The sequence below is a fragment of the Microthrixaceae bacterium genome (assembly GCA_016702505.1).
Lineage (GTDB): Bacteria > Actinomycetota > Acidimicrobiia > Acidimicrobiales > Iamiaceae > Aquihabitans.
The window spans coordinates 321,105-341,685 of the sequence record JADJDU010000003.1 but is presented as its reverse complement, the minus strand read 5'-3'; the positions used below and the strand labels follow the sequence as shown (position 1 = coordinate 341,685).

The 20,581-nt window shown below is 65.4% G+C and carries 23 protein-coding genes; 13 read left to right on the top strand and 10 right to left on the bottom strand.

The genetic code is table 11. The features are described from left to right. Positions 1 to 70 precede the first annotated feature (70 nt). From IPG97_04660 to IPG97_04630, 7 genes are read left to right on the top strand one after another with little or no spacing between them, the layout of a single operon-like run. Entirely contained in the window at positions 71 to 1,657 is a 1,587-nt protein-coding gene (locus IPG97_04660) for a cbb3-type cytochrome c oxidase subunit I (protein MBK6855855.1), read from the top strand. Beyond that, entirely contained in the window at positions 1,654 to 2,247 is a 594-nt protein-coding gene (locus tag IPG97_04655) for a cytochrome c oxidase subunit 3 (protein MBK6855854.1), read from the top strand. The genes IPG97_04660 and IPG97_04655 overlap by 4 nt, the downstream gene beginning before the upstream one ends. A gap of 8 nt (positions 2,248 to 2,255) precedes the next feature. Further along, complete coding sequence (locus IPG97_04650) at positions 2,256 to 3,101, top strand: hypothetical protein (GenBank protein ID MBK6855853.1); 846 nt, start codon at positions 2,256 to 2,258, stop codon at positions 3,099 to 3,101. Between the two features lie 22 nt (positions 3,102 to 3,123). Then, positions 3,124 to 4,341: a cytochrome c oxidase subunit II gene (gene coxB / locus IPG97_04645; protein ID MBK6855852.1), complete on the top strand. Its 1,218-nt coding sequence runs from the start codon at positions 3,124 to 3,126 to the stop codon at positions 4,339 to 4,341. Between the two features lie 13 nt (positions 4,342 to 4,354). Beyond that, positions 4,355 to 6,358 (top strand): cytochrome c oxidase subunit I, encoded by a 2,004-nt coding sequence (gene ctaD / locus IPG97_04640; GenBank protein ID MBK6855851.1) that lies wholly within the window; start codon positions 4,355 to 4,357, stop codon positions 6,356 to 6,358. Further along, positions 6,279 to 6,983 carry a cytochrome c oxidase subunit 3 gene (locus IPG97_04635; GenBank protein MBK6855850.1) on the top strand — a complete coding sequence of 235 codons (705 nt, stop codon included), beginning with the start codon at positions 6,279 to 6,281 and terminating at the stop codon, positions 6,981 to 6,983. Before ctaD ends, IPG97_04635 begins: the two co-directional genes overlap by 80 nt. 12 nt (positions 6,984 to 6,995) lie before the next feature. Next, positions 6,996 to 7,376, top strand: coding sequence for a cytochrome C oxidase subunit IV family protein (locus IPG97_04630; protein ID MBK6855849.1), 381 nt, complete (start codon positions 6,996 to 6,998; stop codon positions 7,374 to 7,376). A gap of 116 nt (positions 7,377 to 7,492) precedes the next feature. Here the strand turns inward: IPG97_04630 and IPG97_04625 are convergent, their stop codons facing one another. Together IPG97_04625 and IPG97_04620 are read right to left on the bottom strand one after the other, a co-directional pair. Next, positions 7,493 to 8,245 carry an ABC transporter permease gene (locus IPG97_04625; GenBank protein ID MBK6855848.1) on the bottom strand — a complete coding sequence of 251 codons (753 nt, stop codon included), beginning with the start codon at positions 8,243 to 8,245 and terminating at the stop codon, positions 7,493 to 7,495. Beyond that, positions 8,245 to 9,279, bottom strand: a complete 1,035-nt coding sequence (locus IPG97_04620; GenBank protein MBK6855847.1) for an ABC transporter ATP-binding protein — start codon at positions 9,277 to 9,279, stop codon at positions 8,245 to 8,247. The genes IPG97_04625 and IPG97_04620 overlap by 1 nt, the downstream gene beginning before the upstream one ends. 66 nt (positions 9,280 to 9,345) lie before the next feature. Between IPG97_04620 and serS the strand changes: the two genes are divergently transcribed. Further along, positions 9,346 to 10,623 (top strand): serine--tRNA ligase, encoded by a 1,278-nt coding sequence (gene serS / locus IPG97_04615; GenBank protein ID MBK6855846.1) that lies wholly within the window; start codon positions 9,346 to 9,348, stop codon positions 10,621 to 10,623. Positions 10,624 to 10,648: 25 nt separating this feature from the next. Next, positions 10,649 to 11,374, top strand: coding sequence for a pyridoxamine 5'-phosphate oxidase (pdxH, locus tag IPG97_04610; protein MBK6855845.1), 726 nt, complete (start codon positions 10,649 to 10,651; stop codon positions 11,372 to 11,374). Between the two features lie 182 nt (positions 11,375 to 11,556). Here the strand turns inward: pdxH and IPG97_04605 are convergent, their stop codons facing one another. The 5 genes from IPG97_04605 to IPG97_04585 form a co-directional block, all read right to left on the bottom strand. Further along, positions 11,557 to 12,417, bottom strand: a complete 861-nt coding sequence (locus IPG97_04605; GenBank protein MBK6855844.1) for a cytochrome c biogenesis protein CcdA — start codon at positions 12,415 to 12,417, stop codon at positions 11,557 to 11,559. After that, entirely contained in the window at positions 12,417 to 13,094 is a 678-nt protein-coding gene (locus IPG97_04600) for a TlpA family protein disulfide reductase (protein ID MBK6855843.1), read from the bottom strand. Before IPG97_04600 ends, IPG97_04605 begins: the two co-directional genes overlap by 1 nt. Positions 13,095 to 13,162: 68 nt before the next feature. Next, positions 13,163 to 13,513 carry a WhiB family transcriptional regulator gene (locus IPG97_04595; GenBank protein MBK6855842.1) on the bottom strand — a complete coding sequence of 117 codons (351 nt, stop codon included), beginning with the start codon at positions 13,511 to 13,513 and terminating at the stop codon, positions 13,163 to 13,165. A gap of 209 nt (positions 13,514 to 13,722) precedes the next feature. After that, complete coding sequence (locus IPG97_04590; GenBank protein MBK6855841.1) at positions 13,723 to 13,929, bottom strand: hypothetical protein; 207 nt, start codon at positions 13,927 to 13,929, stop codon at positions 13,723 to 13,725. 134 nt (positions 13,930 to 14,063) lie between these two features. Then, a complete protein-coding gene (locus tag IPG97_04585) occupies positions 14,064 to 14,714 on the bottom strand; it encodes a TetR/AcrR family transcriptional regulator (protein ID MBK6855840.1) in 651 nt (216 codons plus the stop codon). A 228-nt stretch (positions 14,715 to 14,942) separates the two neighbouring features. Between IPG97_04585 and IPG97_04580 the strand changes: the two genes are divergently transcribed. The 3 genes from IPG97_04580 to IPG97_04570 are packed head-to-tail and all read left to right on the top strand — an operon-like array spanning position 14,943 to position 18,231. After that, a complete protein-coding gene (locus IPG97_04580; protein MBK6855839.1) occupies positions 14,943 to 15,782 on the top strand; it encodes a metal-dependent hydrolase in 840 nt (279 codons plus the stop codon). Next, on the top strand, positions 15,779 to 17,398 hold the full coding sequence (locus tag IPG97_04575; GenBank protein ID MBK6855838.1) for an NAD(P)/FAD-dependent oxidoreductase: 1,620 nt from the start codon (positions 15,779 to 15,781) through the stop codon (positions 17,396 to 17,398). Before IPG97_04580 ends, IPG97_04575 begins: the two co-directional genes overlap by 4 nt. Then, positions 17,398 to 18,231, top strand: a complete 834-nt coding sequence (locus tag IPG97_04570) for an SDR family NAD(P)-dependent oxidoreductase (GenBank protein ID MBK6855837.1) — start codon at positions 17,398 to 17,400, stop codon at positions 18,229 to 18,231. The genes IPG97_04575 and IPG97_04570 overlap by 1 nt, the downstream gene beginning before the upstream one ends. Before the next feature lie 94 nt (positions 18,232 to 18,325). Here the strand turns inward: IPG97_04570 and orn are convergent, their stop codons facing one another. Beyond that, complete coding sequence (gene orn / locus IPG97_04565; GenBank protein ID MBK6855836.1) at positions 18,326 to 18,877, bottom strand: oligoribonuclease; 552 nt, start codon at positions 18,875 to 18,877, stop codon at positions 18,326 to 18,328. A 77-nt stretch (positions 18,878 to 18,954) separates the two neighbouring features. Between orn and dut the strand changes: the two genes are divergently transcribed. Then, positions 18,955 to 19,392, top strand: a complete 438-nt coding sequence (gene dut / locus IPG97_04560) for a dUTP diphosphatase (GenBank protein ID MBK6855835.1) — start codon at positions 18,955 to 18,957, stop codon at positions 19,390 to 19,392. 30 nt (positions 19,393 to 19,422) lie between these two features. Here the strand turns inward: dut and IPG97_04555 are convergent, their stop codons facing one another. Continuing rightward, positions 19,423 to 20,145, bottom strand: coding sequence for a SigB/SigF/SigG family RNA polymerase sigma factor (locus IPG97_04555; GenBank protein MBK6855834.1), 723 nt, complete (start codon positions 20,143 to 20,145; stop codon positions 19,423 to 19,425). A gap of 32 nt (positions 20,146 to 20,177) precedes the next feature. Next, complete coding sequence (locus IPG97_04550; protein ID MBK6855833.1) at positions 20,178 to 20,564, bottom strand: hypothetical protein; 387 nt, start codon at positions 20,562 to 20,564, stop codon at positions 20,178 to 20,180. Positions 20,565 to 20,581 lie beyond the last annotated feature (17 nt).

The following is a 20,581-nucleotide window of genomic DNA, read 5'->3' as shown; positions in this document are numbered from 1 at the left end:
ACCGAACCGTTCCCCAAGAGGCGTCGTCGCGTCCCCAGCCGGATCCGACGGCGGTGAGGTTGCCACACCAATGGCTGTAACCGAGACCCCTCCCGAGACCGTGGCCGCCGCAGCAGCGGCAGGCCCGTCCGACCGCCCCCTGCCCGGCGGTCTAGCTGGCGTACTCGGGTCCGGCGACCACAAGGTCGTCGGCCGGATGTACATCGTCACCGCCCTGCTCCTCGGCATGGCCGTGGCCGTGCTTGGCGGCCTGTTCGCCTTCGAGCGCCTCGAACCCGAAACCCTCGAGGTCTTCTCCGACGGCTCCGTGCTTCAGCTCTTCACGCTGTGGCGCATAGCGGGTGTCTTCATGGTCGCCTTCCCCCTGGTCATCGGCGTGGCCATGGTCGTCGTCCCCCTTCAGGTGGGGGCCACCTCCATCGCTTTCCCCCGGGCCGCCGCCGCCTCCTACTGGGCTTGGCTGGTGGGATCGGTGCTTACCCTGGCTGCCTACGCCATGGACGGTGGGCCGGGCGGTAGCAGCAGCACTGGTGTGAACCTGTTTATCGCCGCCATGATCCTGGTGGTCGTGGCGATCGTGCTGGCCGCGGTCAGCCTGGCCACCACCGTCATCGCCCTGCGGACCACGGGCCTGCGCTTGGGCATGGTGCCGCTCTACGCCTGGTCGGTGGCCGTCGCCGCCATCATGTGGATCCTTACCCTTCCCGTTCTAGTCGGGTCGCTGGTGTTGGCCTATGTCGACAACCGTCACGCCGGGGGCACCCTCGGCGGAAACGCTGCCCTGTTTGGACGGTTCGCCTGGGTCCTACGTAACCCTCAGATCTACGTGGTCGCAATCCCCGTTCTCGGCTTCGCTGCTGACGTGATGGCAACCACCACCAGGGCCCGTCTCCTCGCTCGCCCCATGGCCCAAAGCGCCATCGCTGGTGCTGGGATCACCGCCTTCGGTGCGATCTTGGCCACCCCTTACTCCGGCTCCCTCGAGAGCCCGGTCGTGGTGGCCATCGGCCTCGCTGCCGTCCTCCCGGCGCTGGCCATCTTCGGCCTGGTCGGGGACCTGTTCCGCCGGGGAACCATCCGTCTGACCGGTGGTGCCGTTTACGCCATGGGTTCAACCCTCCTGTTCCTGCTGGCCACCCTGGCCGGTGCCGTCGGGTCGATCCCGGCGTTGGAGACAGCCGGCACCATTTACGACATGGGCGTCGCCCACCTGGCCCTAGTCGCCGCCATCACCGCTGCACTCGGGGGCGTTCACTGGTGGGCCACCAAGATCGGGCGTCAACCGGCCAACGACGGCCTGGCTCGTCTGGTACCGGTTGTGCTCCTGGCGGGCGCCGCCCTGGCTGCCATCCCCGATCTGGTGTCGGGGATCAGCGGCGAAGGCATCGAGGTGGCGCCGGACTGGACCGGCGGCATCGAGGGGCTCAACCTGGTCGGGCTGGTCGGCACCGTCGTCGTGGCGCTGGGCTTGATCCTGGCCGTGGTGTCGCTCCTTCCGATCATCCGTCGGTCCGACCAGACCCCCAGGGATCCGTGGGAGGGTCAGAGCCTGGAGTGGCTCACCGCTTCGCCGCCCTCGATCGGCAACTTCGATGCCCCTATCCCGGTGGTCACCTCGCCCGAACCGCTCTTCGATCTGCGTGAGGAGAACCGATGAGTTCTGCCGCCCTCGCTCTTCCCCCCGCCGCTCCGCCGGCCCGGCCCCGGGTGCTGCTGGTCGGTACCGCTCTGGCTTCGGCCGCCACCGCCATGGCCTTCGTCGGGATGATCGGCTATTACGCGTCCACCCGGGCTGCGGCCGTCGCCGAAGGGCTGCCCTGGCTGCCCGAGGGATCCAAGATCCCGCTCACCCCCGGCAACATGGCCTTCGCCACCATGTTGATCTCGGCGGTTTCGGTCTGGTGGGCCGTCGATGCCGTGGGCAAGAACGATCGCCAGATGGCCTACCTCGCCCTCGGCCTCACCATCATGTTCGGGGTGGCTGTGATCAACGCCACCACCTTCTTGTACACCCAGATGGCCCTCCCGGTGTCCACCACCGCGGGAGCGCTCGTCTACACAATCACCGGAGCCCACCTCGGCATGGTGATCGTGGGCATGGTCTACCTGGCCGTCATGGTCTTTCGCACCCTCGGCGGCGAATACGCGGGGCGCGACCGTGAAGGCCTAGTGGCTTCTGCCCTGTTCTGGTACGTCGCCATCGCCGTTCACGCGGTGATCTGGTACATGATCTACATCGTCAAGTAGGGCATCGCATGACCAAGAGCGCATCAAAGTTTCTGCTGGCCCTGGCCGCCTTCGGCTTCGTGTCGGCCGTGATCTACGGCGGGGCAACGTCGGGTCACGGCTTCGGCATGGACTCGATCATGGGTCCGCTCACCCTTGGCTACAAGGGTCATGTGGGAGACCACGTGGGTTACGCCATCCTCATGGGCCTGGCTGCCTCGTCGCTGTTCCTCGGCATCTTCCTGGCCACCCTGAGAGATACCGATCCGGAGGCCAGCGCCCAGATCCTCGGCCTCGAGACCGTCCCCGAGGTACCGGTTCCGGCCCGGGCCAACTACTGGCCGGTGGTGGGAGCCTTTTCCGCCGGTGCTCTGGTGCTGGGGCTCGCCGTCGGGCCCGCCATGTTCGTGATCGGGCTGGTTGGCCTGGTGGTCGTCACCGTCGAATGGGCGGCCCGGGCTTGGGCTGACCGGGCCACGGGCGACCCCGAGGTCAACCAGACCATCCGAGATCGGTTCATGCGCCCGGTAGAGATTCCCGGAGCTGCCCTCATCATCGTCGGCCTTCTGGTTCTGGCCGTGTCGCGGGTTCTGCTGGCCCTGCCCAAGACCGGTTCCTACCTGGTCTTCGGGCTCGTTCCCGCAGTGATCCTCGGCATCGGCGCTCTGGTCGCAATGCGACCCCGCCTGTCCCAGTCGGCCATCGCCGGGATCCTCCTAGCAGGTGGCATCGTGATCCTGGGTGCGGGGGTGGTTGCGGCCATCGCCGGTGAACGGGAGCACGAAGGCGGTCACGAAACCGAACAGCCCACCCACAGCGAAGAAGGCCTGGCCCCGCTGCGCACAGTGGGTGGCACCGTTGAGGCGGCCAACTGACATGACCGATCCAGGAGGAACCATGACCGGTCCGGTCCGTACCCGCTTGGCCAAGCTCACGCCCCTGATCCTGGGGATCGTGGTGTTCGCGGCTGGCTGCGCGTCCAACGCGCCTCAGGACACCCTCAAGCCCGTCGGCCCGCAGGCCAAGCAGATCCACAACCTGGTGTTGCCGGTGTTCGCTATCGCCGGCGTGGTCTTCGTGGTGATCTTGGGTGGAGCGCTGTGGATCAGCCTGAAGTTCAAGGCCAAGGACGACGACGACTTCAACTCCTTCCCCGAGCAGGTCCACGGCCACTTCAAGATGGAGATCGGCTGGACCATCCTCCCGGCGGTGATCCTGCTGGTGGTGGCGGTGTTCACCGTTCTCACCATCTTCGATCTGGCCAAAGAGCCGAAGGACCCGATCAGGGTCGAGGTGATCGGCCAGCAGTGGTGGTGGGAGTACCGCTACGACCTGAATGACGACGGCAAGTACGACGAGATCATCACTGCCAACGACCTGGTGATCCCCACCGGTCGGGACATTGCCCTGCGGATCAAGTCCAACGATGTCATCCACTCCTGGTGGGCGCCGCGGCTGAACGGCAAGCGCGATGCCGTGCCTGGTCGTACCCACCCCCTGACCATCAACGCCCCGCGCACTGGTGAGTTCATCGGGCAGTGCACCGAGTTCTGCGGCCTGTCCCACGCCGAGATGCGCATCAAGGTGGTGGCTGTCAGCCCTGAGGACTTCACCGCCTGGACCGAGGCGCAACAGGTCGAGCCGGTGAACCCCACCGACGAACAGGCCATCGAAGGCTGGAAGATCTTCTCCAGTACCTGCACGAGCTGCCACAAGGTCCGGGGGATGATGGACCCCGCCGGTGTCGAAGGTGAGACCAGCCCGGCCGAGTCGACTACTGAGTTCGCCTTCCCCGATCAGGTCAACCAGCTCGCGGGCACGCTGCCCGACCTCACCCACTTCATGAGTCGATCCACGTTCGCTGGCGCCAAGTTCGATCTGCGCAAGGACACCGACGAGTGCAACGCACTCGGACTCAACTGGGCTAGCACCCCGGAAGGGCTGAACAAGTGCCTCAACCGGGCCGATCTCGAGGCTTGGCTGCGAGACGCCCCGTCGATGAAGGCCATGTACCCGGGTGAGACCATGAGCCCAGAGAGCCGGGGCATGCCCAACTTCGACCTCACCGAAGAACAGATCGACCAACTGGTCGCTTACCTCATCACGCTGAAGTAGGAGCGAGCACGTCATGGCAACCACTGACGGCACCCTCGCCCTGGGTTCCGGGGCCGAAGCCCCGGTCCGCCCAATGGGCGTCTTCGCCCGCCCCGGGGCTACCCCCGGCTGGCGAGGCTGGGTCACCTCGGTCGATCACAAGCGGATCGGCATCATGTACGGCGCCGCCGCGCTGTTCTTCTTCTTGATCGGCGGCTTCGAAGCCCTACTCATCCGCCTCCAACTTGCCGCTCCGGAGGGCAAGGTTCTGAGCGCGGATCTGTACAACCAGGTGTACACGATGCATGGAACCACCATGATCTTCCTGGTGGTCATGCCTATCGGCGCCTCGTTCATGAACTACCTGCTGCCGTTGCAGATCGGCGCCCGTGATGTGGCCTTCCCCCGCCTTAACGCCCTGTCGTTCTGGGTGTTCCTGGCTGGCGGCATCGTGCTGAACTCGGCCTGGCTGCTCGGTGGCGGCGCCGACGGCGGTTGGTTCAACTACGCGCCGAACAACGGCGTGATGTTCTCGCCCACCCACGGCATCGACTTCTGGAACATGGGCCTGATCATCACCGGCATCTCCTCGCTGCTTGGTGCGGTCAACTTGATCACCACGGTCCTGAACATGCGGGCTCCGGGCATGACGCTCATGCGCATGCCGGTGTTCACTTGGATGTCGCTGGTCACCCAGTTCATGCTGTTGTTCGCCATCCCGGTGCTGACCTCAGCCCAGTTCCTGCTCCTGTTCGACCGCCTGTTCGGGGCCCGGTTTTTCGACGTCAGCATGGGCGCCGACCCGCTGCTGTGGCAGCACCTGTTCTGGATCTTCGGGCACCCCGAGGTCTACATCATGATCCTGCCGGCATTCGGCGTGATCTCCGAGATGATCCCGGTGTTCGCCCGCAAGCCCATCTTCGGATACCCGTTCATGGTGTTCTCGGGCATCGCCATCGGCTTCATGGGCTGGGGCGTGTGGGCTCACCACATGTTCGCCTCCGGTCTCGGCCCGATCTCGGTGGCCGCCTTTGCCACGGCCACCATGTTCATCGCCGTGCCCACCGGTGTGAAGATCCTGAACTGGTTGGCCACCATGTGGGGCGGCAAGCTGAAGTTCGACACCCCGTTGCTCTACTCGGTGGGCCTGGTCACCATGTTCACCATCGGCGGCCTGTCGGGCGTCACCCACGCCGTCGCCCCGTCCGACACGCAGCAGACCGACACGTACTACATCGTGGCCCACTTCCACTACGTGCTGTTCGGTGGTGCCCTCTTCGGGTTCGTGGGGGCTTGGTACTTCTGGTGGCCCAAGGCCTTCGGCTACAAGTTGAGTGAGTTCCATGGCAAGGTCAACTTCTGGATCCTGCTGATCGGTTTCAACCTCACCTTCGGGCCGATGCACATCCTCGGCCTCCAGGGCATGCCCCGTCGTACCTACACCTACCGTGACGGCTACGGCTTCAACTTCTGGAACCTGGTCAGCACCATCGGTGCGGTCATGATCGGTGCCTCGTTCCTCTACTTCTTCTGGATCATCTGGAGCAGCTGGCGTCGGTCCAAGGTCGAGGCGGTTGTCCTGAGCGGTGACCCGTGGGACGCCCGGGGTATCGAGTGGATGATCCCGTGCCCGACCCCGGCCCACAACTTCGACGTGACCCCCACCGTCCACTCGCTCGACGACTTCTGGCACCGCAAGTACGGCGAAGACGAGAACGGCAACCTGGTTCGCATCGCCGCCACCGAGGACGTCTCCCAGAAGGGCGACGCCACCGATGTCCACCTGCCGTCACCGTCGTACTGGCCCATCGTCTTGGCCTTCGGCATGCCGTTCATCGCCTGGGGCCTCATCTTCAACCTGTGGTTCTGTGTCCTGGGCGCCATCTGCGTGGTCGGTGCCATCTACGGCTGGGTCATCGAACCGTCCACCGACCCCGAGGGTGACCACGGCCATCCCGATGACCACCCGACCGGCACCGACGACAGTTCGGCGCAGGTCGAGGTCAGCGCTCCCGAGGAGGCTGCGCTCGTTGACTGACATCGCTGATCCCCGCCTGGTGGTTCCCTCCGCCGAACACGATGGCCACGGTCATGTGACCAGCACCGGTATCTCCAACGAGAAGCTGGCCATGTGGGTGTTCCTGGCCTCGGAGTGCCTCCTGTTCGGTGGTCTGATCTCCACCTTCCTCATCTACAAGAACCGGGTCGGCGACGGCGCTCTACATGAACGCCCGCACGACCTGTACGACCTGGCGTTCACCTCGATCTCGTCGTTCGTGCTGCTCATGAGCTCGCTCACCATGGTGCTGGCCGTGTCGGCCATCCAGCGGGGCGAGCACCGCTCCATGCGGACATGGCTGGCTACCACCGCCCTGCTGGGCTCGGTGTTCATCGCCGGTCAGGTCTACGAGTTCAAGGAGTTCTTGAACGCTGGCTACGGCTTCACCCACAGCCCGGCTTGGTCGGCATTCTTCGCCCTCACCGGCTTCCACGGCGTCCACGTAACCCTCGGCATCGTCATGTTGTTGTCGACCATCGGGCTTTCGTTGTCTGGCCGCATCAAGACCGCTCAGGCCGAGTCGGTCGAGATCGTGGGCCTCTACTGGCACTTCGTCGACGTGGTGTGGGTCATCATCTTCACCGTCGTCTACCTGATCAAGTAGGAACAGGGTTCAATGACCGCAGACGCCAACACCGTCACCATCGCCGCCGACGTCGCTCATGGCGATGGGCACGCCCACCCCACCGACAAGCTGTTCGTGAAGACCGCGATCCTGCTCGCTGTGGTCACCGCGGTCGAGGTGGCCTGGTCCTACCTGCCGTGGGACGACTGGGGTGACGGCCGGGCCCTCTACCTCTTGGAGGTAGGTGGTCTGCTAGCCATGATGGCCTTCAAGTTCTTCGTGGTGGCATCGGTGTTCATGCACCTCAAGTTCGACAAGAAGCTGCTCACTGGCGCGTTCTACGCCGGGTTGTTCTTGGCCCTCGCCGTCTACCTCGGGGTGTTGGCCACCTTCGAGTTCTTTACCGGCGGCGGTAGCGTCCTGCCCAACTGATACGGAGGCGAGCCATTAGGCGAGCCGACCCATAAGTACGGCATGCTTAGGCGGACCGACCCATAAGCACGGCATGGTTCCGCCGAAAGGCCAGAGCCTTCCGGCCGAGGGCGAAGTCACTCCCAGCGAAAGAGGCTGGCTGCCACCACGGGCGTGACCACCGCCCAGGCCGCTAGTACCACCCAAGCTTGAGCCGGAATCGGGGCCGCCCCCAACGCTCCGTGGATCACCTCGGCCAGTGCCCCCGAGGGGAGCAGCCGCGACAAGGCCGCCACCGGGTCGGGCAGCTTGTCGAGCGGGATCACCATTCCGCTAAGGAGCAGTAGCACCAGATAGATGCCGTTTGCCGCGGCGAGGGTGGTCAACGCTGGCAATGTGCCGGCCATCAACAGCCCGATCCCAGCGAAGGCAACGCTGGCCAGAAGGGCCCCGCCCACGGCGGCCACTGCGTCGACGCCGGCGAAACCGAACCCGAGAGCCATCGCAACCAGGCTCAGAACCAAGACTTGGGCGGCTTCCACCGCCACCATGGCCGCGGTCTTGGCGGCCAGCAGTTGTCCCCGTGTTAGGGGCGTCGAACCCAACCGCTTCAGCACCCCGAGCTGGCGTTCGAATCCGGTAGCGATGGCCAGGGCCACCATCGAGGTCGACATGATGGCCAAGGCCAGCACGCCCGGGAAGAGGAAGTCGACGGGATCGTCGGTTCCGGTTGGCAGCACATCCACCAGGCTGAAGAAGACCAGGAGAAGCACAGGAATGAGGAAGGTGAGCAACACCGACTCACCGTTTCGAAGGGTGAGGGTCAGCTCGGTCCGGGTCTGAGCCCGCCAGGCTTGGAGCGCCGGTGCCGCCCGGCGTGTCGTGGTCATCACTTGCCGGCCTGTTGGCCTCGGCGCGGTCGTCGCGCTCGGTCGGGTTGGCTCCGACGCCGCCGACCAGCGGGGTTGTGCTCTAGGCGGCCGTCTTGGGCTGCCGAGGTTAGGTGGAGGAACACGTCTTCCAGTCGTTGGCGTCCGGCCCGAAGGTCGGCCAGCGGTAGGTCGTGTTGGGCCAGCCAACCGGTTAGGGCGGCGATGGTTGCCGGAGAGGACTCGGTTTCGACCAGGTATTCTCCAGGAGTGGTCTCGGTGACGGCGGCCACAAGCACTTGGCCGAGCCCGGCGGTGTCTAGACCGGCCGGGGCCGAGAAGCGGATCTGGGCACCACCGGCGGTGCTCATGAGCTCATGTGGAGTTCCGGTGGCCACCAATCGACCCTTGTCGATGATCACCACCCGGTCCGCGGACTTTTCGGCCTCATCTAGATCGTGGGTGGTAACCAGCACACAGGTACCGTCGTGGGCCAGATCTCGTACGACGGAGCGGATGAGCTGGCGTCCACGAACGTCCACTCCCGCCGACGGCTCGTCGAGGAAGGCCACCAGCGGTCTGCCAACCAGGGCCAGGGCCAAGGACAGACGCTGCTGTTCGCCGCCCGACATCTGTCGCCACGTCGACCGGCGCAGGTGATCGAGACCCACCAGTTCGAGGAGAGCGGTGGGATCGGCCGGGTCGGCGTAGAACGAGGCGAACAGCTCGAGGATCTCCAGTGGACGAATGCCCGAGTACACGCCCCCGGACTGGAGCATCACGCCGATGCTGGGGGCCAGGTCGCGGTGCTCGGCTGAGGGGTCCAAGCCCAGCACGGTCACCGTTCCCGATGTCGGCTGTCGATACCCCTCCAGGACCTCCACGGTCGAGGTCTTGCCGGCTCCATTCGGTCCGAGGAGTGCTACGACCTCACCTCGATCTGCGCTGAAGGTGAGCCGATCCACAGCTATGACACGGCCGTGGTTCACGGTCAGGTCCGAGACCTCCACGGCGGGCACCGGTCGACGATATCGCCGTAGGGGAACGCACGACACACCGAGCGCGGGTCCAGGAAAACCGGGTGGAAGCGGTGGTGGCTGTGACGGCTACCGTCGAGTCCCATGCTGGACATCCGCCGATTCCGCACCGAACCCGACGAGGTGAAGGCCGCCTTGGCCCGTCGAGGGATCGACGCCTCCGAGGTAGACGTCGTGATCCAGCTCGATGCCCAACATCGTCAGCTGGCGGCAGACCGAGACGACCTCAGGAACCAGATCAAGACACGGTCCAAGGAGGTGGGCCAGCTCCGCAAGGAGGGCCGTACCGCCGAGGCCGAGGCGGCTCAGGCCGCCAGTCGTGAGCTCGGCGACCGCGAACAGGCCTTGGCCGACGAAGCGGGCGAGGTGGCCGAGCAGATCCACCAGCTCCTGCTTCGGATCCCCAACACCCCCGCTCCCGACGCCCCCGACGGTGGCGGTGATGCCGACAACCCGGTGCTGCGGATCTCGGGATTCGACCCCGACGGGTACGGCGACCACCAACGCGTCCCCCATTGGGAGTTGGGGGAGCGATACGGCATCCTCGACAACGAACGGGCCGTGAAGATCTCCGGTGCCATGTTCACCATGCAGAGGCGAGGCGGAGCCACATTGGCTAGGGCTCTCCTCCAGTACGCGCTGGACCGCAACGCCGACCTCTACGAAGAGGTACGGCCCCCGAGCCTGGTCACCACCGAGACCCTCACCGCCACCGGTCAACTTCCCAAGTTCGCCGATGACGCCTACAACCTCGAGCGCGATGGCCTGTGGGCCATCCCCACCGCTGAGGTTCCGCTCACGTCGATCCACCGAGACGAGATCCTCGACGTTGCCGATCTCCCTCGACGGTTCATGGCGGCAACGTCGTGCTATCGGCGCGAGGCTGGCTCCGCGGGCCGAGACACCCGTGGGATGCTGCGCACCCACGAGTTCGACAAGGTCGAGGTGTTTTCCTACGCCACTCCAGAACAGGCGCCGGCCTTGCTCGAGGAGATGGTGTCATCGGTGGAGCAGACCATCGCCGATCTCGGGCTGGCCTACCGAGTTCTCGACATCTGCACCGGAGACATGGGGCAGAGCCACCATCGATCGTTCGACGTAGAGGTCTACGCACCCGGTACCGACCAGTGGCTCGAGGTCTCGTCGGTTTCTTGGTTCTCGGACTACCAGGCTCGCCGCGGAAACATCCGCTACCGGCCAGGTGGTGGAGGAACAGCCCCAGTGCACACGCTCAACGGCTCGGCGCTGGCCGTGCCCCGCGTGTGGGCTGCCATCGTCGAGACGTACCACCGCGCCGATGGCGGCATCGATGTGCCCGAGGTCCTCCTGCCCTACTTCCGGGGCTCGGATCGCATCGCCTGACCACGGGCTCGGGCACACTGGACCCATGGAGGCTTCCGACGCCACCGGTACCCACGATCCTGGTCTAGGAGAAGGGTCTGGCTACGACCTGGGCCACTTCCGGGAGGATTACACGGTGGCGGCGCTCCGCCGCGTCGACTTGTCGGCCGATCCGCTGGAGCAGTTCGGCCGCTGGTGGGACGAATGGGCCGCGGCCCCCCGCTATGACGCCGCGGCCTGCGTGCTGGCCACCGCATCCGCCTCAGGTCGACCGACCGCTCGTTACCTCTTGTGTCGAAGGTTCGGGCCGGAGGGATTCGAGCTGTTCACGAACCTGGACAGCCGCAAGGCCCATGACCTGGCCGAGAACCCCTACGGGTCCCTGCTGTTCGGCTGGTTGGACCTCAACCGCCAAGTTCGGATCGAGGGCAGGATGGAACTGCTCGACACCACCGCCAACGACGATTACTGGGCATCCCGACCGCTGGGAAGTCGGATCGGGGCGCTGGCCTCCGATCAGAGTCGTCCCATTACCGGCCGCGACGAGCTGGACCGCAAGGTCGATGAACTCCGTGCCCGATTCGGGCTGGACGAGTCCGGCGAGCCTGTCGGTGGCGACGACGTCACGGTTCCCCGTCCCCGCCACTGGGGTGGGTATCGCCTTGTCCCTGATCGGATCGAGTTCTGGCAGGGACGCCTCGACCGGCTCCACGACCGCTTCGAGTACCGGCGGACCGAGTCGGGATGGAACCTGACCCGACTGGCCCCCTGATCGAGCACACCACCCCGCTCGGGTCCTTAGCCTGGATCCACCGAAAGGCGGAGCCTTCCGGCGGAGCTAGGTCGCCGGCCTCACGGCCGACGTCTTCGCTGCTGCGACCGGCAAAGCAGATCTCCGCAGGTCGGGGGCTCCGCCACAAAGGGCTCTGCCCCGTCGAAATGCCGGGTCGTCGGTTAGCGCTGGTCGGAGCGCAACAGCCCGATCAGGACTGCGGTGGAAACGACCAGGCCGAGCACCAGGACGGCTTGGAACGGATCGACGTCATAGAGGCGGTCTGACAGGGTGGCCGACCAGTTGGTCACCGTGCTCACCGGACCTCCGGCGACCTTCTCGCCTCGTCCGATCAGGCGAATCTCATAGATGCCGTACCAGATGAGGTAGACGCCCATCAGGGCCATGATCGATCCCGAGACGCGGTGCACGTAGGGGAGGGCGCGTCGCAGACCGCGGACCATCCCCTGCCTGGCCATGGCGAGGGTGACGGTGAGGATGATCAGGAGCAGAGCCATGCCCAGCCCGTAGGCAACGAACGTCGCCAGCCCCGACGCGAACGACTCCCGGCCGAAGGTGGTGGCCACCACACCGGTGAATGGCGCCAGGGTGCACGACAGCGACGCGATGGCGTAGCTCAGCCCGAACACGAACATCGAGGCCATTCCCCGGGTCCGTCCACCCCGATCGAGCCTGGGCAGGGCCACCGAAGGGTCCCATCCGAAGAGGAAGGCCACACCCCCGACGGCAACAGCTAGACCGATGGCGATGGTCAGCCACGGAGATGCATCGACGAGTCGCAGCGAGGTCCATGACACCACCGCGCCGGCCACGGCGAACAAGGCCAGGAAGCCGGCCGAGACCGCCCCGGCGACGGCGAGAGCCCGGCTCAGGTCGGCCCGCGGCTCGGTGTCGGACCCGTCGGGGGTGACTGATTCCAGCCCCAAGAAGTACGACAGGTAGGCCGGGAGCATGGCGAATCCGCAGGGGTTCACTACTGCCACCATCCCGGCCGTGAACGCCAGAGCCAGGGGGGCGTCCATCAGGAAGGGGGCCGGTGTTCGTCTATCCAGACTTGGAGGTCGGTCTGGTCGGCGAAGGCACCGGTTCGGGTGGCGAGGATCCGCCCTCGACGGTCGAGCATCAGCGTGGTCGGCATGCCGGTGGCCCCGGCTTCGTAGAAGAAGTTGCCGGTCGGGTCTTGGATCCACGGGTAGGTGATGCCGGTCTGGGCGGCCAGTTGCTTGGCCCGGTCGAGGCGGTCCTGGGTGTCCACCCCGAGGAATGCCACATCGGGGTTGGACTGGTGGGCGGTCTCGAGGAGCGGCATCTCCTCCACACAGGGGACGCAGCTCTGGGCCCAGATGTTGAGGACCATGGGTCGCTGGTCGAGGTGAGCGGCGAGAGTGGTGGGTTGGCCGTCGACTGTGGTCAGGGCCACGCTCAGCAGCCGGTCGATGTCCACCTCGCCGATGGGTTCGAGTTCGGCCTGGGGTACAGACCCGGAGGTCTTGGATCCGTCGACGATGGTGGTGGCCACCAGTGCGGCGAGGAGGGCGCCGATCGTGGCGAGGCAAAGGCAAATGGCAACGGTGCGGCGGGGCAGTCCTCGGAGGCCTCGCTGCTGGGACGCGGGGGAAGGCGACTCGGCGGGGCTCGGGGGTCCGGGCACATCGGTGATGGGATCGAGGCCCTCACCGGGGTGGTGGTCGCGGGTCATGGCCTCAAAACGCTACCGGGGGGTGCTGTCGCTCTCACAGTCACCAGACCCCGGGGCGGGGATGTGGATCAGGCCGAGCGGAGGTGTTCGGGGATGGGGACCTCAGGGAAGTGATCCTCGGGGCGAGCCACCTTGGGTGGCCGGCCCCGCCGACGCTTGGCCGTGAGGATGTGGCCGTTGAGGAACAGCTGACCGCCCCAGACCCCCCACGGTTCGCGTCGGGTCATCGCCCCTTCCAAGCAGGTGGCCAGGACCGGGCATTCCGAGCAGATCCGCTTGGCGGCCGCGATGTCTTGGAGCTCGTCGGAGAAGAAGAGGGCGCTCAGGCCGGCTCCTCCAGTGGCACAGGAGGCCTCGGCCCACCAGGAGCGATCCTCGATCTCGTCGGTCAGGTTGGTGGTGTCCGGTGCGGTCAGCATCGGTTTTCCCGTCTTTCTCGTGTGGGTGGGAGTCAGTGGTGTCTTCGGTGGATGGGGTTGGTGGGTATGTCCCGGTGGTGGCGGGTCTTCATGGGGTGCTCTTGGAGTTTGTGGGGTGTCGGGTGTTGGTCAATGGCCCGTAACGCCGAGAGGCCGCCGGGATGTCCCGGCGGCCTCTCGGAGTTCTCGGTTCGTTCTGGGCGGTGTGCCTAGCTCGAACCCTCCTGAGGCCTGCCGGAAATGGCATTGCGGTGCTTGCGCACGATCGCGGACCACGCGGACGCCGGGGCTGCGGTCTCATACGCGGTCTTGGTCTTGTACCCGAAGGTGGGTACGGCCTCGACCGACCACTCGCCGGTGAACGCGCCGAGACCAGATGCCATGAGGCTCTGGGTTTCGGTCAGCGTTGTTGCCATCGGAGGCTCCGGTGCTCGGGGTGGTCGGGTCGAGTTGACGCCGCGGTGGCGTCGGACATGCATGGGATCACGACGGCGGCACGGTCGTCAAATGATTTTCCGTAGGCAGCGGGCGCGGCCCCAGATGCCTGTGGTCAGGGGGCTGGCGTAGGTGGGTCGAGTGCGGCGCGCAGCACGGCATCGACGGAGTCGGCGTAGGTCGAGACCGACGTGCCGCCGAGCTGGACTATCGACATCAGCAGGGACAAAAGGATGGTCACCAACCCGTTGCCGACCACGACTGGGTCGATGTCGGGGCGGACTCGTCCGCTGACCTGGTCGGCTCGCAGTTTGTCCGTGCATGCGGCTCGGAGGTCGGTTAGGGCGGGGAGCTCGAGCACACGACTGGTGACCTCTGGTTCGAGGCCGGCCAGCAACCGGCGGGCCAGTGGGTGGTCGTTGACGGCGGCAGCGACGAAGAAGAGCAGGTTCTGACGCCAGTCTGATTCCTGGTGCGCTTCGAGGAAATCGAGGCCGATTCGGATCAGGTGGGCCGCGTCTTCGTCTATGGCGGCGAAGAACAGTGCTTCCTTGTTGGGGAAGTAGGTGTAGGCGACCGTCCCGCCTACGCCGGCATCTCGGGTTATGTCTGTCACCGAGGTGGATCGGAAGCCTTCCCGGCCGAACCGGACGATGGCGGCATCGAGGATGGCTTGGCGAGTTCGGGCCCCTTTTGAGTTGGCCGAGGCGTCGTAACCATCCGGCGCGTGGAGTGCGCCGGTCGGGGTCTCGGTGATCTGGGACATGTGACGAATGTAGCAAAAATGAGTACTTGAGTAAATCACTCATTTTCTTCTAGGATGACGGCGCCAGCCCACCTGAGTGGTGGGCGGTCCGGATCGACGGACGTCGTCGACCGGCCGAGCCAGGGGAACTTGCCGATGTCAGTTACCGACCTGCCCGAAGCTGTTCAAGCGCAGAGCCGGGGGCGCGCCGCAACCGGTTCCAACCAGTCGAGCGACCCGGACCGCGTCATCCACACCCGACGGGTCTCCTTCGAAGAGTCCCTCGCTGACCTGCCCAAGTTCTTCGCCGCCAACGGCAACCCGGTCTCCAGCCACTTCGCGGCATCGCTGTCGTCTCTGTTTCCCGACGGCGAGGACTACTTCGTCCGGTCCGTGCGCCACTTCCGTGACCGGATCACCGACCCCGATCTGAAGCGGCAGGTGGCTGGCTTCATCGGTCAGGAATCGGTTCACGGGCGGGAGCACCGCTACTTCAACCAGCGATTGGACGAACTGGGCTACAACACCCGTTTCTCCGAACGGATGACCAAGCGGGCGTTGGAAGCTCGAACCCGCTTCGCTCCAGCCAAGGCCAACCTGGCCGCCACCGCGGCCCTCGAACATTTCACGGCCACGCTCGCCGAGCTGCTTCTCGCTGATGAAGATGCCCGCAACATGTTCGGCCATGACGGCGCCCGGCACCTGTTCGTCTGGCACGCTCTCGAGGAGTCCGAGCACAAGGCCGTGGCCTTCGACGTCTACCGGGCCGTTGGGGGTTCTGAGCGGATGCGGGTCTGGACCATGAAGTTCATCCGCTCCGGTCTGGCCATCTCCTTGGCCTTCATGGTGATCATCGGGATCGTCTTGGACCGCGACGCCCGCCGTCAGGGCAGCCTCCGCCGCCATCTCAAGGAGTTCGGTCGATCGCCGGTTGTCAGCAAGGAGACGTGGCGCCGACTCTGCGAATACGACCGACCTGGTTTCCATCCCAACGATCGCGACACCACCGCCTTGGAGGAAGAGTGGCGCAACCGGTTCTTCGGGACTGAGGGAGAGCTCAACGGCAACCTGCTCAAGGCTTCGGCATGAGTACACGAACCAACACGGTGGAAACGGCGTCCAACGGATCCAACGTGACCACCCCCGAGGCCGCGGAACACGTCGACGTCCTGATCGTCGGAGCCGGGATCTCGGGCATCGCCGCCGCCCACTACATCCAGGCCAACTGCCCGTGGGCGTCATACGCCGTGGTGGAAGCCCGAGAATCGATGGGCGGAACTTGGGACCTGTTCCGTTACCCCGGCGTGCGTTCCGACTCTGACATGTACACCCTCGGGTACTCGTTTCGACCGTGGGACGGTGAGAAGACCATCGCCGATGGTGGCGACATACTCCGCTACCTGAAGGCCACCGCCGTGGCCGAGGGAATCGACGAGAAGATCCGCTTCCGCCACCGCGTCGTCAAAGCCGAATGGTCGACCACCGATGCCGTCTGGACGGTGACCCTGGAACGGTCCGAGGGAGACGCCGTCACCCTCACCTGCTCCTTCCTCATGTCCTGCACCGGTTACTACCGATACGACCACGGTCATCAGCCCGATTTCGCCGGGCGCGACGATTACCAGGGCACCTTCATCCACCCCCAGCATTGGCCAGAAGACCTCGACTACACCGACAAGAAGGTCGTAATCATCGGCAGCGGAGCCACCGCCGTCACCCTGCTCCCGGCCATGACCGACAAGGCCGCCCACGTCACCATGCTTCAGCGCACACCCGGGTACGTGGCATCCCTGCCGCTGCGCAACCCGCTGGCTCGCGTGCTGCGGGCCATCCTCCCCGACCGGGTCTCATCGCCGATCATCCGGACCTCCTTGACCACGTTCACCCAGGGTTCGTACTTCCTCAGCAAGGCACGCCCCGATCTGGTGCGCAAGGTGCTGAGGAAGCGGGTCGAGGCCATGTTGCCCAAGGGCTATGACGTCGACACCCACTTCAACCCCACCTACAACCCGTGGGACCAACGGCTGTGCGCGGTGCCAGACGGTGACATGTTCAAGGCAATCCGGGCCGGGAAGGCCTCGGTGGTCACCGACCACATAGACACCTTCACCGAGACCGGCATCCGCCTCCGCTCCGGGAACGAGCTCCAGGCCGACGTGGTGGTCAGCGCCACCGGCCTCGACCTGTTGTTCATGGGTGGCATGGAGCTGGTGGTGGACGGTGAACCCGTGGTCCCCGGCGAACGACTGGTGTACAAGGGGATGATGCTCGAAGGTGTCCCCAACGTGGGAGTGGCCGTGGGCTACACGAACGCGTCGTGGACCATGAAGGCCGAGCTCACCTGCCAACACGTGACCCGCCTGCTCAACCACATGCGCGACCGCGGTCTACGCCAGTGCACTCCCCGAAACCAGGGCGGTGAACAAGAACAGCGACCGTTGCTCGGTCTCGACTCCGGCTATGTCGAACGGGCCAGCGCGTACCTGCCCAAACAAGGGTCGCGTGAGCCCTGGTTGGTGCACCAGAACTACTGGCGTGACCTCAAGCTGATCAAGCGGGGAGCGATAGACCAGGATCTGGAGTTCTCGAACCCTCGCAGGCCTGATGGCGGCAGCGGTACGAAGCTCGACTCCGAAACCCGATCGAATGAGACCCAGTCGAACGAGACCCGGTCGAACGAGACCAAGGAACTGGTGGCCAAGTGATGGGGAACGACAGATTCAGCGGCAGGGTCGCCGCCATCACCGGCGCTGGTTCGGGTATCGGCCGAGCCTTGGCCATCGAACTGGCTCGCCGAGGTACCCACCTGGCGCTCTCAGATGTGGACACCACCGGTTTGGCCGAGACAGTCGCCGCCTGTGAAGGGCGCGGCGTCAAGGTGTCATCGAGCCAGATCGACGTGGCCGATAGGGACGCCGTCTTCGCATGGGCCGACAAGGTGGTCGAGGATCATGGTCGGGTCAACCTGGTGTTCAACAACGCCGGGGTGGCCTTGGGAGCGCCCATCGAATCCATGGCGATCGCGGACCTCGAATGGCTGATGGGGGTCAACTTCTGGGGCGTAGTTCACGGTACCCAAGCCTTCCTGCCCCACCTCAAGGCCGCCGGCGATGGTCATGTGATCAACATTTCCAGCGTGTTCGGGCTCATCAGCATCCCGACCCAGTCGGCGTACAACGCGGCCAAGTTCGGGGTGAGAGGCTTCACCGACGCCCTCCGGATGGAACTTGAGGTCGCCGACTGCGGAGTGTCGTGTACCACCATCCACCCGGGCGGCGTACGAACCAACATCGCCCGCCGCGCCCGTGTCGATCCCGAGCTCGCCGATCGGGCCGGTCCTGGAGGGATCGGAGCGGAGTTCGATCGGATCGCTCGGACCACACCCGACAAGGCGGCCCAGCAGATCCTCAAGGCGGTCGAGCGAAACCGGCGCCGAGCCCTGATCGGCCCCGACGCCAAGGTCATCGACGTCATCTCGCGCCTACCTGTCGGGCTCTATCAACGAGTGTTGGTCCAGGGAGCCAGACGCCGTATGTAGCAGCGACCCGTAGCCACGGCATGGTCAAGCCGAGGCAAAGCCTCGGGCTGATCAACCTCGCAGCGCCGACGACCGGACCTATCCGCTGAACCTTCTACTTGATGGGAGCTTGGCCGGGGATGAACAGCTTCTGGCGGTAGTAGCGGAGCTCCTCGATGCTCTCGCGGATGTCGTCGAGGGCCCGGTGGGCCACGGCTTTGCGGGGCGCGGCCGAAACCACCTCGGGGTACCACCGTCGGGCCAGTTCCTTGAGCGTCGACACGTCAACCGACCGGTAGTGCAGGTAGTTCTCGATCTCGGGGAGGTGTCGACTCAAGAAGCGCCGGTCGGTTCCTATCGAGTTTCCGCACAGCGGAACGGTGCGAGGCTCGGGTACCCATTGGCGGATGAAGTCCAATGTCTGGGCGCCGGCATCCTCGAGGGTCATGGTCGACTCACCGATGGCGGTCAGTAGCCCAGACGAGGTGTGCATCTCGACAACCACCGGCTCCATGCCCTGAAGTTGCTCGGCGGGTTGGTGGACGACGAGGTCGGGTCCCTCGGCCACGATGACCAGATCATCGTCGGTGATGAGGGTGGCGATCTCCACGATGACGTGCTGATCGGGGTCCAGGCCGGTCATCTCGAGATCCATCCAAACGAGCATCAGCCGAGGCTACCGCTCAGGACACGAGACCTATTCGGAGCGGACGGACACCCAGGCCGGTTGCCTAGATTCGGAGCATGCTGAGCGTCCCCGTCCGCCGACTCGACCCTGACCTGGATCTACCTTCCTACGCTCGGATCGGCGACGCCGGGGCCGACCTGTGTGCCCGGCACGACTCGGTTCTCGCCCCCGGCGGTGGGCGGGTGTTGGTGGCGACAGGAATCGCCCTGGCTCTCCCGACGGGCACGGCCGGGTTCATCCAGCCCCGCAGCGGCCTGGCCCTGCGTAATGGCGTGACGTGCCTGAACTCCCCGGGTCTGATCGACAGCGGCTACCGCGATGAGATCAAGGTGCTGCTCGTGAACCACGACCCCACTGAGCCGTTCCAGATCAAGCGGGGAGATCGAATCGCTCAGCTCGTGATCCAACGCGTCGAGCACGTGGATTTCTGCCTGGTGGAAGCGCTCGACGAATCCGAGCGGGGTATGGGCGGATTCGGCTCGACCGGAATGTGACCGCCTGAAGGACACGTCGGGGCATCAGGCTCAGTCCTCGACCAGGTCGGACCTGAGCTGCTCCAACACCCGGGCCAGCAGGCGAGAGATCTGCATCTGGGAGACGCCGAGGCGGGACGCGATCTCTTGCTGGGTCATCTCCTCGTAGAACCGGAGCCGGAGGATCAACTGCTCGCGACGCGGGAGGCGCTCCAGGATCCGTTCGACTTCCAGCCGCCCGTCGGATCGAAGGAGCTCGAGGTCGTGCTCTCCCAATTCCAGCTCCGGACCGTCGTCGTCGTCGGCTGAGACGCCAGTGGGTCGGTAGCGGTAGGCGCGCGAAGCATCGAGTGCCTCCAGCACCTCCTCCTCGGTGGCGCCGGTAGCGGCCGCCAATTCGGTGATGGTCGGTGATCGCCCGAGTTGGGGCGTCAGCTCACTGGCCACCGATGTGATCCGGAGGTTGAGCTCCTGGAGGCGGCGGGGCACCCGCACTGCCCATCCACGGTCGCGGAAGTGGCGCTTGAGTTCACCGAGGATGGTCGGGGTGGCAAAGGTGGTGAACTCGAACCCGAGGTGAGGGTCGAAGCGCTCCACCGCGTTGACCAAGCCCACGGCTGCCACCTGAATCAGGTCGTCCTCGGGTATTCCCTTGTTCACGAAGCGTCGGGCTAGGTGAACGGACAGGGCCATGTGCTTCTCGACGAGGTCGTTGCGCAACGTCCGTCGCTCGCCGTCGTCCTCGGCGGCTCGGAAGGCTACGAACTCGTCCAACGAGGGTGGGTGGTTCCCGCCGGGACTGCTCACTAGGAGGAAGTCCGGTGCTTCGTAGCAACGACGAGACCACCAGAGGGGTCGATCTCGACATCATCGAGGACCGACCTGAGTATCTGGACGTTCAGGTCGGTGACGGTCAAAGCTTGATCGGTTCCGGTTCGCGTCGCCCTCACGTCGATGCGCTCGGGCTGGAGCGAGAACCTGATGACCAGGTCTCGACCGGACCCGTCGAGCAGCAGGTTGCACACCTCTCCCATCCCGATCCGCAGATCTTCGACGTCGTCGTAGGAGAAGCCGTTCCTGGCGGCAAGGCCGGTGGCGGCCAAGCGGGCGATCCGGGCGAATGCAGGTCTGGCCGGTACGGTCAGGTCGACGTCGGTCGAGCCAGAATGCTCGTAGGGGTCCGGACCGCTCACGGGAACCATGTTCGCAT